This window comes from Acidobacteriota bacterium (assembly GCA_028875575.1).
Lineage (GTDB): Bacteria > Acidobacteriota > Terriglobia > Versatilivoradales > Versatilivoraceae > Versatilivorator.
In genome coordinates this window covers 26,222-42,191 of the sequence record JAPPDF010000040.1, presented here as the reverse complement: position 1 = coordinate 42,191, position 15,970 = coordinate 26,222, and the positions used below count along the sequence as shown (strand labels likewise).

The 15,970-nt window shown below is 62.2% G+C and carries 11 protein-coding genes; 8 read left to right on the top strand and 3 right to left on the bottom strand.

Translation table 11 applies throughout. The features are described 5' to 3' along the window. Positions 1-200: 200 nt before the first annotated feature. From OXI69_05870 to OXI69_05860, 3 genes are all read left to right on the top strand, one after another. The gene (locus tag OXI69_05870; GenBank protein MDE2665658.1) at positions 201-1,436 is read left to right on the top strand and encodes a Gfo/Idh/MocA family oxidoreductase; all 1,236 of its coding nucleotides are present in this window, start codon (positions 201-203) and stop codon (positions 1,434-1,436) included. Between the two features lie 112 nt (positions 1,437-1,548). Next, on the top strand, positions 1,549-3,042 hold the full coding sequence (locus OXI69_05865) for a sodium/solute symporter (GenBank protein ID MDE2665657.1): 1,494 nt from the start codon (positions 1,549-1,551) through the stop codon (positions 3,040-3,042). 44 nt (positions 3,043-3,086) lie between these two features. Further along, positions 3,087-4,697, top strand: coding sequence for a hypothetical protein (locus tag OXI69_05860; protein ID MDE2665656.1), 1,611 nt, complete (start codon positions 3,087-3,089; stop codon positions 4,695-4,697). A 201-nt stretch (positions 4,698-4,898) separates the two neighbouring features. On the opposite strand, the gene OXI69_05855 is transcribed toward OXI69_05860, so the two are convergent. Further along, a complete protein-coding gene (locus OXI69_05855; GenBank protein ID MDE2665655.1) occupies positions 4,899-6,455 on the bottom strand; it encodes a YifB family Mg chelatase-like AAA ATPase in 1,557 nt (518 codons plus the stop codon). Positions 6,456-6,812: 357 nt separating this feature from the next. Between OXI69_05855 and OXI69_05850 the strand changes: the two genes are divergently transcribed. Together OXI69_05850 and nirK are read left to right on the top strand one after the other, a co-directional pair. Then, the gene (locus OXI69_05850; GenBank protein MDE2665654.1) at positions 6,813-7,931 is read left to right on the top strand and encodes a hypothetical protein; all 1,119 of its coding nucleotides are present in this window, start codon (positions 6,813-6,815) and stop codon (positions 7,929-7,931) included. A gap of 155 nt (positions 7,932-8,086) precedes the next feature. After that, positions 8,087-9,160: a copper-containing nitrite reductase gene (nirK, locus tag OXI69_05845; protein ID MDE2665653.1), complete on the top strand. Its 1,074-nt coding sequence runs from the start codon at positions 8,087-8,089 to the stop codon at positions 9,158-9,160. An 81-nt stretch (positions 9,161-9,241) separates the two neighbouring features. Here the strand turns inward: nirK and OXI69_05840 are convergent, their stop codons facing one another. Further along, the gene (locus tag OXI69_05840) at positions 9,242-12,289 is read right to left on the bottom strand and encodes a carboxypeptidase regulatory-like domain-containing protein (protein MDE2665652.1); all 3,048 of its coding nucleotides are present in this window, start codon (positions 12,287-12,289) and stop codon (positions 9,242-9,244) included. Positions 12,290-12,312: 23 nt separating this feature from the next. Continuing rightward, a complete protein-coding gene (locus tag OXI69_05835) occupies positions 12,313-13,341 on the bottom strand; it encodes a threonine aldolase family protein (protein MDE2665651.1) in 1,029 nt (342 codons plus the stop codon). Between the two features lie 231 nt (positions 13,342-13,572). On the opposite strand from OXI69_05835, the gene pdxH reads away from it, so the two are divergent. From pdxH to OXI69_05820, 3 genes are all read left to right on the top strand, one after another. Further along, entirely contained in the window at positions 13,573-14,211 is a 639-nt protein-coding gene (gene pdxH / locus OXI69_05830; protein MDE2665650.1) for a pyridoxamine 5'-phosphate oxidase, read from the top strand. Positions 14,212-14,241: 30 nt separating this feature from the next. After that, positions 14,242-14,661 (top strand): secondary thiamine-phosphate synthase enzyme YjbQ, encoded by a 420-nt coding sequence (locus OXI69_05825; GenBank protein MDE2665649.1) that lies wholly within the window; start codon positions 14,242-14,244, stop codon positions 14,659-14,661. Positions 14,662-14,728: 67 nt separating this feature from the next. Then, entirely contained in the window at positions 14,729-15,448 is a 720-nt protein-coding gene (locus tag OXI69_05820) for an MBL fold metallo-hydrolase (protein MDE2665648.1), read from the top strand. The last annotated feature ends 522 nt before the right edge of the window (positions 15,449-15,970 follow it).

The window sequence follows — 15,970 nt, the reverse complement described above, 5'->3', positions numbered from 1 at the left end:
GGTCGAGGGAGCATGTGCGCGCTGAAGGGAAAAGGACAAGCCAGGGCATGCCCAGCGCCGTCTGTTACCTGCAAGCCCTTACCATGGAGCCAATCAAGGAACTGAAAGATAAACTACCTTTCGTCATGCCACCAGCGGCCTGGTGAGAAATGCGGACTGCAGTACCGACCTGCCGGCAACAACCCGAGGGGAGAAAACCCATGGAAAGAAGACACTTCTTGCTGCAATCGGCCGCGCTGACGCTGGCGGCCACCGGACTGCGATGCACGGCCTCCCAAGGGCTGACAGGCCCCAGCCAAGCCGCCGGCCGCAAGGAGAAACACCGGGTGGCCATTATCGGTTGCGGGCGAATGGGCCAGTACTATGCGGAAGTCTACCGCGCCATGCCCGACGCCGAGCTGGTGGCCATCGCCGAGTGGAACCCGGAGCGGCGAAAGGTGGTCGGCGAGCGTTTCGGAGTCAAGGCGCTCTACAAGGATGCGCCCGCCATGCTGAAGGAGGTGGTGCCTGACGTCGCCGCCGTCATCACTCCCACCAAGTTCATGAAGGATGCGGTCATCGCCTGCGCCGAGGCTGGGGTCAAAGGGGTTTCCACCGACAAACCCATCGCGGCCCGGTTGTCGGACGCCGACGCCATGGTGGACGCCTGCAAGCAGCGGGGGGTGGTTTTTGCCGGCGGCAACCTGCAGCGGGCCAAGTGGAACGTCCAGGAGGCCGGCCGCCAGTTGAACGGAGGCAGATGGGGCACTCTTCAGGGAGCTGCGATCCACAGTTTCGGTGGCGAGATCTCGGGCGGAGGCTGCCAGCATCTCTCGGTCCTGAGGCTTTTTGCCGGAGCGGAAGTACAGGAGTTGATTGCCTGGGGCAGCCCCCTGGAAGCGCTGGCTCCGGAGAAAGACGACGCCGGGCTGATCATCAACGGCCTCTTCTACCTGGATTCCGGACTGGAGGCTACGGTATTCGGCCAAAAGACTCCCTACAGCGGCGTGGAGGCCTGGACCGACGACGCCCTGGTCCGCTGGAACTGGAACGAGCCCCAGGTCTATAAGGGGACCGATAGCAAGGGCGCCCGCCAGGAGGTGGACCCCCAATATGCTCCCAACCTCTGGCTGGACTACGTCAAACAGACCAAGGGGACCATTCCCGGAACGGAACAAGCCCCCTGGTACGGGGACGACTACCTGGTCACGGCCATTCGCTCCTTCCTGGATGCCGTGGACAAGGGACGGGAGCTGTTCATCTCGGGCCACGACCTGCGGCAGGCCCTCGAGATCGCCATCGCCTGCAAGCTGTCGGCCCAGCGGGGCAATCGCCCGGTCAAACTGCCCCTGGAAGACCGATCCCTGGCCCTCTACCCCAGACCCTACCGCTGGCTGGGCGGAGACGTTACCAATCGCCCCCAGTCGGCCGAAGAAGCCGCCGGGAAGTCAAGCTGAAGCTGCCCCAGAATGAACCGTCGGCTTCGGCCTGCTCGGCAGCAGCACCACCCTACCGCAACCCTGAGGGGGTGAGGTTCTGGAAGCACCATCCTTCGGAACTCTAAACACCTTGGTCCTGTTGGGTTACTTCGCGGTGGTGGTCGGTCTGGCCCTGGGTCTATCCGGCAAGCAGAAAGACACCGGGACCTACTTCCTGGCCAACCGGCGCATGCCCTGGCTGGCGGTCGGCCTCAGCGTGGTCGCCAGCGTTCTGAGTGCCATCACCTACCTGGGCGCACCGCAGGTGGCCTACGAGGAGAATGCCGCTCTGGTTGTGGGGCTGCCGGCTACCCTGCTGGCCGCGCCGCTGGTCATTCTGCTGTTTTTCCCCATCTACCGCAGGCTCCGGGTCACCAGCATCTACGAATACGTGGGCCTGCGCTTCGGGAGCCGATCCCGCTACGCCGCTTCCTTCTTCTCGATTCTGCAACTGCTGGGCTGGATGGGCATTGCCCTCTATGCGCCGGCCCTGGCGCTTTCCACGGTCACCGGCCTCGACCTCTGGAGCGCGATCATTGTCATGGGCCTGGTGGCCACCGCCTACACCACCCTGGGCGGGATGGCTGCAGTGATCTGGACCGACGTGGTGCAATTTCTGGTTCTGACCTTCGGGGCCGTCCTGATCACCCTTTCCCTGGTGGAGCGCGTGCCCGGGGGGATGGACCGGATCATGGAAATGGCTTCCGCCAACGACAAGCTGCCGCTGCTGGATCTGACCTTCAGCTTCTCGGAAATAAACGGCCTGACGGTGGTGATCTGCTATTTCATCATCGCCTTCGGCCAGTACGGCACCAGCCAGGTGCCTGTCCAGCGGTTGCTCTCGATCAAGACGTTTGGAGGAATGGTCAAGGCGCAGATTCTGGATCACGTCTTGGAAATCATTCTTCTGGCGCTTCTCTTTTTTATCGGGTTGGGACTCTTCGCTTACTTCTCCCTGTTTCCGGAACGTCTGGCCGAAGGGATCGGCGGCGACAAGATCCTCCCGTTTTACATCATCCATGCCCTGCCGGCAGGCATTTCAGGCCTGATCATCGCCGCCGTCTTTGCCGCCGCCATGTCCACCGTCGACTCCGGCATTCACTCCATGAGCACCCTGATCCTGGTGGACTTCATCCAGCCATTGAGAAAGCGCGCCCTGGATTCCCGCCGCAGTCTCCAGATCGCCCGCGGACTGACGGTCGGTCTGGGGCTGCTGGCCACCGCTTCCGGCCTGCTGGTCTCACAGATCGAGGGAATCCTCAAGGCGATCAGCATGGTTGGCGGCTACGTGGCCTCGCCCGTCACCGCCCTGTTCCTCATGGGAATTCTGACCCGCAGGGGAAATTTCGGCGGTTGGCTGATCGCCACCTGCCTGGTCAGCATTCCCTCGCAGGTTTACATCCAGAACTATTCGGACACCCACTGGATATTTTACGGGGCCCTCGCGATGGTCATCTGCCTGGCAGTCTCCTACCCTTTCAGCCTGATTTATGCCAAGCTAAGGCGCCTCCCGCCAGCCGACCGGGAATACACCCTGTGGCGCCGCAAGACGGCTGCGGAAGTGCCCGGATTGCAGGAACCTTGACGAACCAGAAAACTCCGCCCCGAAGCGGCCTTGAGGAGGACCCGGTGCAAACCAGAAGAGAATTTCTCAGAACCTCGGCCACCTCCCTGAGCCTGGCAGGCGCCCAGGGCCTCAACCCGTCCCGCGCCGCCCCGGCCCAGGGCTCCGGCGGCAGCGGCAAGCGGCCCCGGCTGATCTACAACAATGACGGCGACGACAGCTACTCCCCCCTGGCCACCACCCCCGAGGGATTTCTGGCGCGACGGATGAAGACCCTGCCGGGCACCCACGTGGACAGCATCTACTACTGCGGATACGTAACCAGGCGCCACTGGGAAACCACCTATCCCATGGGGCCGGAAAACGATCCCATCCGGGTCACCGTGGACTTCGCCCGGCGGCACGGCATGGAGTGCGTCTTCTCCTTCCGCATGAACGACATCCACGACGCGTTCATCCCGGGACGGCTCAACCATTTCAAGCGTCGACATCCTCAGTTTCTGCTGGCAAGCATTTCCGATTCGGACTCCTTTCAGCCCTTCCTGCGCTGGAATCGAAAGGAGGGCGAACATCCCCTGAGGTCGACCCGGGAAGCCTTCGGCGTCCGTTCCTCCGAGTGGTTCAGTTGGTGTGCGGTGGACTACGCCCATCCCGAGGTGCGCCAACGGTACCTGCAAGCGATCGAAGAAGCCTGCCAGCGCTACGACCTGGACGGCGTGGAGCTGGACTGGTGCCGCCACCCCTTCTTCTTCAAACCGGGAACGGAGAGACAACACGTCCCGCTCTTGACCGACTTCGTGCGAACGGTGCGCCGCCGCCTGCGGGACATTTCGAGGCAGAAGGGCAAGACCATCCAACTGGCCATGCGCGTGGCCGACACGCCCGAACTCTCCCTGAACAACGGGGTGGACGCCGCCTCATGGATCCAGGAAGGCCTGGTGGACCTGCTGGTTGCCGGCGCCGGCTATGTCCCCTTCACCACTCCGGTCGAGACCTGGATAGACCTGGGCCATAGGGCGGGCATCCCGGTCTATCCCTGCCTGAGCGGCTCCACCCGGGCTTTCCAGGATATTCGAGCGGCTCGGGCCGCAGCCCAGCGCTTCTGGTCGGCGGGGGCCGACGGCCTCTACTGGTTCAATCTCTTCGTGATGTCCGGCATTCGCGGCGGCAGAGGAACTCCCGAGGTCCACGACCCCCACCAGCAGCAGATCGCCGAGGAAACGGGAGAGGCCGCGGTACTGTCCCGCCTGGACAAGCTCTACACCGTCGACCGCACCCAGGAAGCCGGCTACATCGCCCACATCTGCCCTCGGGCACCGCTGCCGGTGACGTTCTCGACTGCCTCGGGCTCACAAGAGAAGCGGATCCCCATTCCTGTCGGGGACGACTTGAAGGAGAGTGGCGGCGGCAGCTCGCGCCCGGAGACGGAATTGCGCATTGGCTGGTCGAGGCCGCTTCGGCCGGATCAGGCCGCCTTTGAGATCAACGGGGTTCGGCTTGCCGCGGCTGACGGCATTCGACGGCCAGGTTCCGGCGGCACAGCCTGGATGGATTGGAAACTGCCCCCCGGCCGGATCCATCAGGGCACCAATGAGTTGACCGTCCGGGTCCAGCCCAACTGCCCGGCCGGGTTGACGCTGGAGGAGGTTCACCTGGCTCTCACATACCCGGGTTGAAGAGTGGAGAGAGATTAGTGGAGAGTGGCGAGTGGGGAGTGACTTGAGCCATTGGTAGGGCATCCTGTCTATCTTGAAGTCTATTGTGGTGCCTTTTGCAAAATTCGGCAGCCGGGCGTTTACCGGGAATGGCCACAAAGGGCACAAAAACACAACTTGTGCCTTTTGTGCTTCTTGTGGTTAGCAGTATTTTTCACACGGCTAAACCTGCTCCGCCGGTGACGTTCCCATCCAGTAATTCCGGTCCAGATTGCGGTACTGAATGGCCTCCGAGATGTGGTGGGGCCGTATGACCTCCGCCTGATCCAGATCGGCAACGGTGCGAGCCACCTTGAGGATCCGATCGTAGGCGCGGGCGCTGAAGCCCATTCGGGTCATGGCCCGCTCCAAATGCCGCTGCGCCTCCACTCCAATATCACAGAAACGACGAATCAGGCGAGGCGTCATCTGGGCGTTGGAGTAGATCCCGGCTTCGGCGAAGCGCTGCTGTTGAATTTCCCGGGTGCGGGTGACTCGTCCCCGAATGTCCTGCGAGGGCTCCCCGCTGGTCCTCGCCGACAGCTCGGCGTAGGCTACCGGCGGGACATCGATGTGAATGTCGATCCGGTCCAGCAGAGGCCCCGAGATCCGGGCCACGTAGCGCTGGATGAGACTCGGAGTGCAGGAGCAGGCTCGGCCCGGATCGTTGTAGAAGCCACAGGGACAGGGATTCATGGCTCCCACCAGGGTGAAGCGCGACGGAAAGGTCAGCGAAAGGGCGGCCCTTGCGATAGTCACTTCGCCGTCCTCCAGCGGCTGGCGCAACACCTCCAGGACATTGCGGGCATACTCGGGAAGCTCATCCAAGAACAGGACACCGTGGTGGGCCAGGCTGACCTCCCCCGGTTTCGGCAGCGCTCCCCCGCCAATCAACCCGGCATCGGAAATGGTGTGGTGAGGAGCCCGAAAGGGTCGCCGGTTGATCAGCCCGGCGCCGTTTGCGAGGACGCCGCCGACGGAGTGGATCTTGGTGGTTTCAATCGCCTCTGCGAAAGTAAGCGGCGGAAGGATGGTGGGGATGCGCTTGGCCAGCATGGTCTTTCCGGATCCGGGAGGACCGATCATGATCAGGTTGTGCCCGCCGGCGGTCGCCACCTCCAGAGCCCGCTTGGCCGTGAGCTGCCCCTTGACGTCCCGGTAGTCCAGCGGGGATCGGGGCTGTGCGGCCAATAGACGCCGGGGATCCACCTCGTTCGGCTGAAACTCCCGGGCGCCGTTGACCAGATCCACCACTTCTACCAGATTCTTCAGACCGAAGACCGACAGGCCGGCGACCACCGCGGCTTCCCGGGCGTTCTCCGCTGGCAGGACCAGGTGGTGAATCCCCTTCTGCCGGGCGGCCACGGCAATGGGCAGAGCCCCGCGGACCGGACGCAATCCTCCGTCCAGGGAGAGTTCCCCCAGAAACAACCAGTCGCCGAGGTCCTGTCTCTGCAGCGTTCCCACCGTTCCCAGAATGCCCATGGCCATGGGAAGATCGAACGCCGAGCCCTCCTTCCTGATGCCGGCCGGAGCCAGGTTCACGGTAATGTTCCTGAAGGGAAAGTCCATTCCGCAGTTCTTGACGGCCGAGCGGATCCGCTCCTTGCTCTCCTTGACTGCCGCATCCGGCAGCCCTACTGTCAGGAAGTTGGCCTTTCCGGGGGAAACATCCACCTCTACCTCGACCACGTAGGCATCGATCCCGAAAACAGCTGCACTCAGCGTTTTAAACAGCATCCTCACCTCCGGCGATCGCCGGCGACAGCGGGCCGCCCGCCGGCGCGGGGACGCAGCCATACGCAATCCGGCACCATGGCGCTGGGTGCGCGGGAAGACTGCGGCCCGACCTTAATTGTGAGGGAGATCGGAAGGAGGGAGGGTCAACGGATCGGTACCCAGCCGGCGGCCGTCCGCTGAACTTGGGAATTATAGGTGATGAACCGAGCCCAGGCAACGGCCCCGTGAAACAGGGTAGTCGTCCTGTTGTCAGGCTGCGCGCTGGCTCGATGCCAGAGGCTGCCCTATAATGGGGGAAGGGCCGCCTGTTCAATGCTATACTTGGGAACCAAATCTCGTAATGGGAACGACACAACCATGACTCATCCACCCCTCAGGATTGGGCTTTTGGTTCTGCTCACTCTCACGCTCTCGGCGGGCTTGGCCGGGACCGCCGAAGCCAAACCACCTCTGACGGCCGAACAGGTCACCACCATCGCGACCGCTTCCAAGTTCGGAATCACCGTCGAGCGGGCGGTGGGGATGATTCGCGAACGAGGGATCGGGTTCACGGTCACCGACGCCTTTCTGAAGCAGTTGGAAGCCCAGGAGGCCGACGCGGCCATTGTAAATGTCCTAAAAGAGCTGGGAGGGAAACGGACGACCACCGTCCAGCCGGCCGCAGCTCCCGGCATCCTCCCCGCTGAACCCAAAGGCACGGAGAAATCGCCTCCGCCGCCCCCCAATGTGAATCTCCTGCCGCTTGGGACCGTGCCCACGGTCGAGAACTGGCCGCGATTCCTGGAGTCGGTCAGAAACAGGGTGCTGAGATACGTCCACTCCTTACCGGATTTTGTCTGCAACCAAGGCACCCGGTCCTACCAGGCATTTGGCCGGAGAGGCTGGACCCAGAGGGGAATCTATGAGGTCGAGGTGAGCTACTTCGACCAGTCACCCCATTACAAACAGGTCAGCCAGTATCCTCTTTTCCGCGACGTGGGGGAATTCGGGCCCGTATTGACCGCAATCTTCACACCTCAGTCCCGGGCGACTTTCAAGTTCCAGGGCCTGGAGAAAAAGCATGGACGAAACACGGCAAAAGTGTCCTTTCGGATTCCCCGGGAATACTCCCTGCGGCCCGTAGAAGTCAAGGATGAGGGGATGGTGCCCTTTGGCTATCGCGGGCGTTTCTGGGTGGATCTGGACAACCAGTTGCTGGTCCGGCTGGAGTCCAAATCCACCGACATGCCCCGGAAAGCCCCCATCACCGATGAAGAACTGGTGCTCCGCTACAAGGAAGTGATGCTGGTGGACAAGCTGGTCTGGCTGCCCGCCGAACTGCATGTCATCGTCAAGACCGATGCCACGGGCGACGGTGGGCTGAGCGCCTCCGCGGCCAACCAGGGCGGCGGACTCCCCAATTTCCAAACCACCGGCAAGACCTCCCTGCGCTGGGTCAGCTTCTTTAGGAACTATCGCCCCTTCGAATCGGAATGAGCCCCGCGGGCTGAGCCTCTCCCCCGACAGACGAAGGACCCGATCAAATCCAACGGACTGATCGGTCGACGCCGACCCGAGAGGAGTGTCTCATGTCTTCAATGAGCAGAAGACGTTTCCTGCAGGCAAGTGGCCCATTGGCCGCCATGTCGGCCATGACCCGGGGGGCGGTGACGGCCTCCACCGAGGTCCCGACAGACACGCGCGGGCTACCGCGAGTCTGGCAGAAGTTGGTCGATCCACCTTATGTTCCGGAACACACACAGGTCGCGTCGGGAGGCCCCAGGATCGTCGAGGTCGAGCTTGTGGTTAACGAGGCCAAGCGCGTCATCGACGCCGACGGCACCGCGATTCACGCGCTCACCTTCAACGGTTCGATTCCGGCGCCCCTGATCGTCTGTCACGAGGGAGACTACATCGAGCTCACCCTGAAGAATCCGGCCGAGAGCCAACTCTCGCACAACATCGACTTCCACGCATCCACCGGGGCTCTCGGCGGCGGCGCCCTGACACACGTTCAGCCCGGCGAGCAGGTTGTATTGCGATGGAAGGCAATCAAGCCGGGCACGTTCATTTATCACTGCGCACCGGGCGGCTCCATGATTCCATACCACGTGGTCTCGGGAATGAACGGGGCCATCATGGTGCTTCCCAGGACCGGCCTCAAGGACGGCAACGGCAAGCCCATCCGCTACGACAAGGCTTACTACATCGGCGAGCAGGACTTTTACGTACCGCGAGATGCAGACGGAAAGTTCATGGCCTTCGAGGGCCCCATCGAGGCCATGGCCGATACCCTCCAGACCATGCGTACGCTCACGCCATCCCACGTCGTGTTCAACGGACGCGTCGGCGCACTGACCGGCGACGGCGCCATGAAGGCGCGCGTGGGCGAGACCGTCCTTTTCATCCACTCCCAGGCCAACCGGGACTCCAGACCGCACCTGATCGGCGGACATGGAGACTTCGTGTGGGAACAGGGTGCCTTCTCCGATCCCCCGGCCCATGGGCTGGAAACCTGGTTCATCCGCGGAGGCTCGGCCGGTGCGGCCATCTACACTTTCCGCCAGCCGGGCATCTATGCGTACCTGAACCACAACTTGATCGAGGCGGTAGAACTGGGTGCACTGGCCCACGTCAATGTGCAAGGCGAATGGAACGAGGACCTGATGACACAGGTCGCGGCCCCCGGTCCGATTGACGGTGGGAAGGCAACCCCCTCAGCCTGACCAATCCCCTCGAAATTGACCGCTACGATGTGGTAGGGCATCAGTTCCACCTTGTTCCTCATTTCTCCCCGAGACAGTTCCTCAAAAGACGAAACGGATCCCGAAGCGCGCCGAGATCGGATCCAGGAATCGGTCATGCTGCAGGAAGCGCGGGTCCCGGGTCGCGCCCTGAGAGGCCGCGATCGCCTGGTAGTCGTAGCCGTCCAGGACTTGCGAGACGGGGTCGCCCGGTTGCCACAGGGGAAGGGACTGGCGGAAGAGGCTCCGAAAGGTCCTCAAGGGCGTCCCTTGATTGAAGAGGTTGATGACGTTGAGATTGATTTCGAGCGATCGCGTCTCGTCTGAAAAAGGATGGAAACGCTGGACCAGGGAGAGGTCCGTCTGAGTCCAGGCTGGATTTCTGCCGTCGCTGCCCCGGTTGTTCACCATGACGTCCACGTGTTCCAGATCGACTGTCCGACTGATCGGCGCTCCGCTCATGGCTGAGAAGAATCCTCCGACTTCCATGTCCCACGGCATGACATAGGTCCAATGGACCTTGAGCTGATGGGTTCTGTCGGTGCCCAGCGGTCCATCGATCAGGTTGCCCCTGGAGTCGTAGTTGAGAAACCAGAGATCGAAATCGCGATTGACGTTGGGACTGAGGCGTCCGTTCTCGTCCGAGCTGCCCAGGCCCGAATAGAGACCGTGAAGCCTGGAGTTCACGTAGGCAACATCTGCAAGCCAGTTGTGGCCCAACGCCCTTCGCAAGCGGAATTCAATGGCGTTGTAGGTCCTTTTCGGTCTGGGCGTGGGCGGAAGGCCGACTTCGACAAACCTCTCGACCGAGAGGCCACGACCCGGGTTGGTGATGTAGTAGGCTTCGCCGGCCGGGGTCTGGCGGCCAACATCCTCGATCGCCTGGTCAAGGTTCTTGCGGGAGTAACGGACCGAAATCACATGGTCCGGGGCGGCTTCGTACTCGAATCCGGCTACGGTCCCCGTCATTCGCATGGGCTTGAGATCGGGGTCCAGATCCTCGAACGAGGGAATACGCCAGTTTCTCGTCTCGACATAGGTTCCCGGATAATTTCCCTGACCCGACAGCCCGCCGATGCGGGTCCAATCGAGCGCACTGTCGTCCATCAGGTAGTAGTGGCTCAACCACTTGAACCCACCGAACGATCCCTGGGCCATTTCAAGCTTCATGGCGTCGTAAAACCATCCCCAACTGCCGAACAACTTCAGCTTGGCGTTGCCCAGCACGTCATAGGCCAGACCGGCCCGAGGCGCGACCTTGTCAGGGAAGTTCCACCGGAACACCGCACTGGAAAATTCCGGAAGATCGCTAAAGGACGGAATCTCCTCGCGCTCGAGGCGCAGCCCGAGATTCAACGTTAGCGCGCCGCCTACCGTCCAGGCGTCCTGAACGAAGAGAGCATGCCGGTGGGTGCCGGCGTTGGCCACCACGCCGAACGGCGTCCGCAGTTCGTAGTAACCGCAAGGATCGTAGACATCGCCGTTGGGGCCGGTGCAGGTGCTGGTACGAACCGTCCCGTTCACCATGTTGTAGGGTCGGGTGTAGTAGTGGAGGATATAGTCGAACTGGTAGGCATCGTTGATATCGTGCGCCAGCCCGTTGAACTGCCAGCCAAATCTCAGGTTGTGTTGGCCGGCCCCGCGGGTCACATAGCTGCCGCTCAGGGAAACGGTGCTCTTTTTCTGAAAATCCTGAGACGTGTTGAAGCTTGCACCATGTCCGATGGTGGAAAAACCACGGGGTCGGTACAAGGCGTCATCGGGTGAGTATCCGATCAGTCCGGGCGACTCGGGGAACCTGTGACGCACCTGCGCCGGACCGAGCAGTTGTTCGGTCTGGATGGCATTCAGTCCCCACCGGGCGTCCACCGCCAGGAATGGGCTCAAGGCGATCATGGCGGCTCCCGTGAGGGTGTAGCCCGGGTATTCAAAGCCCTCTTCCGCCCATTGGAACGCCGGGTTCGAAGTCCCGTCGAGATGGGGCAGTCCTCCCTTCCAGTCCAACCGGTCCGCCACCGCCGATGCCATCAACCGGACTTTCTCGGCAGGCTGGAAATCGATCTTGACCGGAATGCTGCGCAACCGGTCCTTGCGCTGAAATCGCCCGGCTTCTCCGGAGGTAAACGCGACCGAGCGCCTCCGATTCCGGAGTTCCGACAGGAGTCCTCCGAAGAACCAGACCCGGTCTCGCCAAAGAGGACCGCCCAGAGTGAAGCCGAATTCGTGAGTCAGGTCGCCGTCTTCCGGATCCAAGACATATTCGGCCACGTCGACCGACTGAGTAGGATCGAGCCTCAGGCGCTTCCTCGGCCTGCCCGTCAGCGCGCTTCCGCTGCCGTACCACAGCAGGCTGCCGTGAAATTCATTGGAACCGCTCCGGGTTCGAGCACTGAGCACGCCCCCCATGGCGCCGCCGAATTCCGCTTCGTATCCGGCGGTCTTCAACTGGAACTCCTCCACGGTTTCGACACGCAGCTTCTGGTTGTTCAGCCCGTTGTACATGCTGGTGGTATCGACACCGTCCACGTAAAAGACGTTCTCGGCGCCAGAGGAACCGTCAACCGAGATTCCGTGGACCCTCTGTCCTCTATAGGTCACGCTTCCCGACAGCGCTTCGAAATTGACGCTGGGGGCGAAGCGGGCGTAGTCGGTGAAATCCCGCCCACCGGCGGCGTTGGTCAGCCCTTCACCCGTGTAGATCGAGGCTGCCTCGCTCTTGAAGGTATCAATTGCCGCCCCGCCCCCCTCCACCACGATGGTGCTTTCGACGCGGCCGACCTCCAGGGCCATCTCGACCGAGTAACTCCGCCCGACCCGGACCACCACCTCTTCCTTCACCGCGGTCTGGAATCCCGGACAGCGGGCGGTCAGGGTGTAGGTCCCCGGTGGCAGACTGTTATTGACAATCAGTCCCTGATCGTCGGAGAGGCCGAAGACCGGTCGAATCAGCGCCGAACCCCTGAATTCGACTTCGGCTCCGGGAATGAGGCCGCCGCTCGGGTCGATCAGGACGACCCGGAGGCCCCCGACCTGCTGCTGCCCAACCAGGAGTACGGGCATAGCGGCCAGGCAGACCACCATGCCGGCGACGATCAAACCTTTCTTGGACATGGAACCTCTGCCATCCGCTCGATCTAGGCGAGACACCGCCGGGCGACTTGAAGGGCCTCTTCCACGTCTTGGCGGGAGATATCCAGGTGGGTGACGGCACGCAGGCGATGCGGACCCGGCTGGCTCACTCGCACGCCCTGCTCCAGCAGTCGGCCCAGCACGACCGACGCCGGCTCGGACACTTCGAAGAACACCAGGTTGGTTTCGACCTCGGCTGGGTCCAGGGTAACCCCCGGAATGTCCGCCAGACCCTCGGCCAGGACCTTGGCGTTGGCGTGGTCTTCGGCCAGGCGCTCGATGTGGTGCTCCAGCGCATAGAGCGCCCCGGCGGCAATGATTCCGGCCTGCCGCATGGCCCCGCCCAGGCGCTGCTTCCACACCCAGGCCTCCTCGATCAGTTCCCGGCGCCCCGCCAGCACGGCACCCACCGGCGCTCCCAGTCCCTTGCTGAAATCCACCCAGACAGTATCGAAAGGGGCGGCAAAGTCCCGGGCCGGCGTCCCGGTAGCCACCACGGCGTTGAACAGCCGAGCCCCGTCCATGTGAAGGATCAGGCCATGTTCGCGGGCGACCGTGGCTACCTCTTCAATGGCCTGGACCGGCCAGGGAGTGCCTCCCCCGGAATTGGAGGTCTGCTCGATGGAAACCACCCGCGTGCACGGGGCATAGCGGTTGAGCGGCCGGATGGCCGCCCTGACCTGCTCGGCGCTGAAGACCCCCCTTCGAGCCTCCAGGCCGGTCGGGATGGCGCTGGAGAGGGCCGCCAGTCCTCCCGCTTCCGAGATCAGGGGATGGGCCGTGCGATGCAGCAGCACCTCGTCTCCCGGGCGGCAGTGAATTCTGAAGGCAATCTGGTTGCACATGGTGCCCGAAGGCAGATAGAGTCCAGCCTCCTTGCCCAGCAGTTCGGCTACCCTCTCCTGCAGCAAATTGACGGTCGGATCTTCAAACTTTTGCTCATCTCCGACCTCGGCCTCGGACATGAACTTCCGCATGGGGGCTGTCGGCCGGGTGACGGTGTCGCTGTAGAGGTCGATCTTGATTGGCGGCATGGTGGTTCTCCCCTGTCGTTAAGATCCGCCTATTATCCATGATTCCTCGACCGGCGGGCACCGAATTTGCTCCTTCGGCCCCCTTGCACCGGCGCTTCCGGAGGAGCACGTCCGGGTACAAGCGACTGGCCCGCCCAGCGGCTTCAATCTGCTATAATTCGAGCCCTTCTGAAGATCCCAATCAGTTGCGATTCAGGAACTTCGGTCGGGCAAACTCCCTCTCGGAAGCGGATGTCCATCGACGAGATTCGAGAACGCTACAGCCGGGCAGGCCTGAGCGAAACGGACCTGAACGCCGATCCGATCCTGCAGTTCGAGCAGTGGTCTCAGGATGCCACCGACGCCGGGGTCTTCGAGCCGGGCGCGGCCTGTCTGGCAACGGCCAGTCGTCAGGGGAAGCCTTCGGCCCGCATGGTGCTGCTGAAGGGAGTGGAGGAGCGCGGATTCATCTTCTTCACCAACTACGGGAGCCCCAAGGCCCGGGATCTGGCCGATAACCCTCGAGCCGCCCTGGTGTTGGCCTGGGTGGAGCTGGCCCGACAGGTGCGCGTCTCCGGAAGTGTCGAGCGAATCTCGCGGGAGGCATCGGCGCGCTACTTCGAGAGCCGGCCGGCCGGCAGCAGGCTCAGCGCCTGGGCTTCTCACCAGAGCCAGGTGATCGAAGACCGCCGGGTGCTGGAAGAGCGAATGCAAGGCTTTCAAGCCCGATTCGGCGACGGCGACATTCCCCTCCCACCGTTCTGGGGAGGATACTGTCTCTCCCCTGACCAAATTGAGTTCTGGCAGGGCCGCCCCGACCGCCTGAACGACCGGCTGCGCTACCGCCGCCAGGCGGAATCCCAGTGGGTCGTGGAAAGACTTGAGCCCTGAGCCAAGGCTGCCGGCAGGGGTCAAAAGACCATGAAAAGCTACCGAAAAGAACTGTGGTTTGAAATTCCCTCCCGCCGCGCATTCGTCAATATTACCCGTCAGGTTGAATCCTGCCTGCGGGAGAGCGGGATTCGCGAGGGCCTGGTGTTGGTCAACGCCATGCACATCACCGCTTCGGTGTTCATCAACGACGACGAACCGGGACTCCATCACGACTACGAAGCCTGGCTGGAAAAGACGGCGCCCCATGAGCCGGTACGACAGTATCGACACAACGAAACCGGCGAAGACAACGCGGACGCTCATCTCAAGCGCCAGATCATGGGCCGGGAAGTGGTGGTAGCCATTACCAACGGGAGGCTGGACTTCGGCACCTGGGAACAGATCTTTTACGGCGAGTTCGACGGCAGAAGAAAAAAGAGAGTCCTGGTAAAGATCCTGGGCGAGTAAGACTCATCCCGAGCCCTCGAGATCGAGTCCACGGAACCACATTGAGTCTCATTGCGGAGAAACAGCCATGAAAAACTTTGCATTGACGATTGTCCTGCTATCTCCCGCGGCCAACCTGCTGGCTGGCTCCACCGACTCGGTCCAGACAAGCGAGGGAGTGCTCAAGATCACCCCGGTGACTCACGGCAGCCTGATGCTGGAGTTCAAGGGCAAGGTCATCCACATCGATCCCTGGGGCCGGGGAGACTATACGGGACTGCCCAAGGCCGACCTGATCCTCATCACCGACATTCATGGTGACCACCTGGATCCGGCTCAGGTGAAGAAGCTGAAAAAGAGCGGCACCCAGGTCGTAGCTCCGCAGGCGGTGGCCCAGAGCGTGACCGAGGCGGTGGTGCTGCATAACGGCCAGAAAAAGGTGGTGGCCGGCCTGGAGATCGAAGCCGTGGCCATGTACAACCACACGCGGGGCCCCAGCCCCGGCAAGCTCTATCACGACAAGGGTAGAGGCAACGGCTACGTGTTGGCCCTGGGCGGCAAGCGGGTCTACATCTCGGGCGACACCGCCTGCATTCCGGAGATGAAGGCTCTAGCCGACATCGACATCGCCTTCGTCACCATGAACCTGCCCTACACCATGCCGCCCGAGGAAGCGGCCGAGTGCGTCGCAGCCTTCAAGCCCGAAATCGTCTATCCCTACCACTACCGCGGCTCCGACCTGAACGCATTCACCCGGGCACTGGAGACCCATCCCGACATCGAAGTCAGGCTAAGGGACTGGTATTGAGGCATTATCCTCGCGCCAGGTCGCACTTGCCGTTCTAACCTGGCTTCTCAACAGATTGAAACTATCGTGATAGGTTCACACACAATTTCAATACTGTTGACTTAATGAGATTGAAGTGGCTAAGATAGGCACATATTTTCCCGTATATCCACAATGTCGATGGCCCATGCCTAGGTGTGTCGAGGCAACGAAAACAACCCACAAGAACGTTTCCTCCTGGCTGGCATTCCTGATTTTGACTCGTCTTGGCCTTTCTGCCAGACCCCATCGAGTCCTGACCCGGACGGCCGAGGTCTCGAGAGCGTTGAACCCGGTCTTGTCCAGCTATGAAGTGCTCCGTTTCTAACCCGGTGAAATCGAGCAACAGGTCCGCACTCCGGGAGATCAGCGGTTCCGGATGCTGACGCGGTTTGCGCGACTCCACTTGCCCCGCGCCCTTGCAGGTGGAGAACCGTAAACGCCTTCCCCTCCAGATCCACAATTCCGAATAGCGCCAACCCCTAACGCGCCTCGCATGCGCGG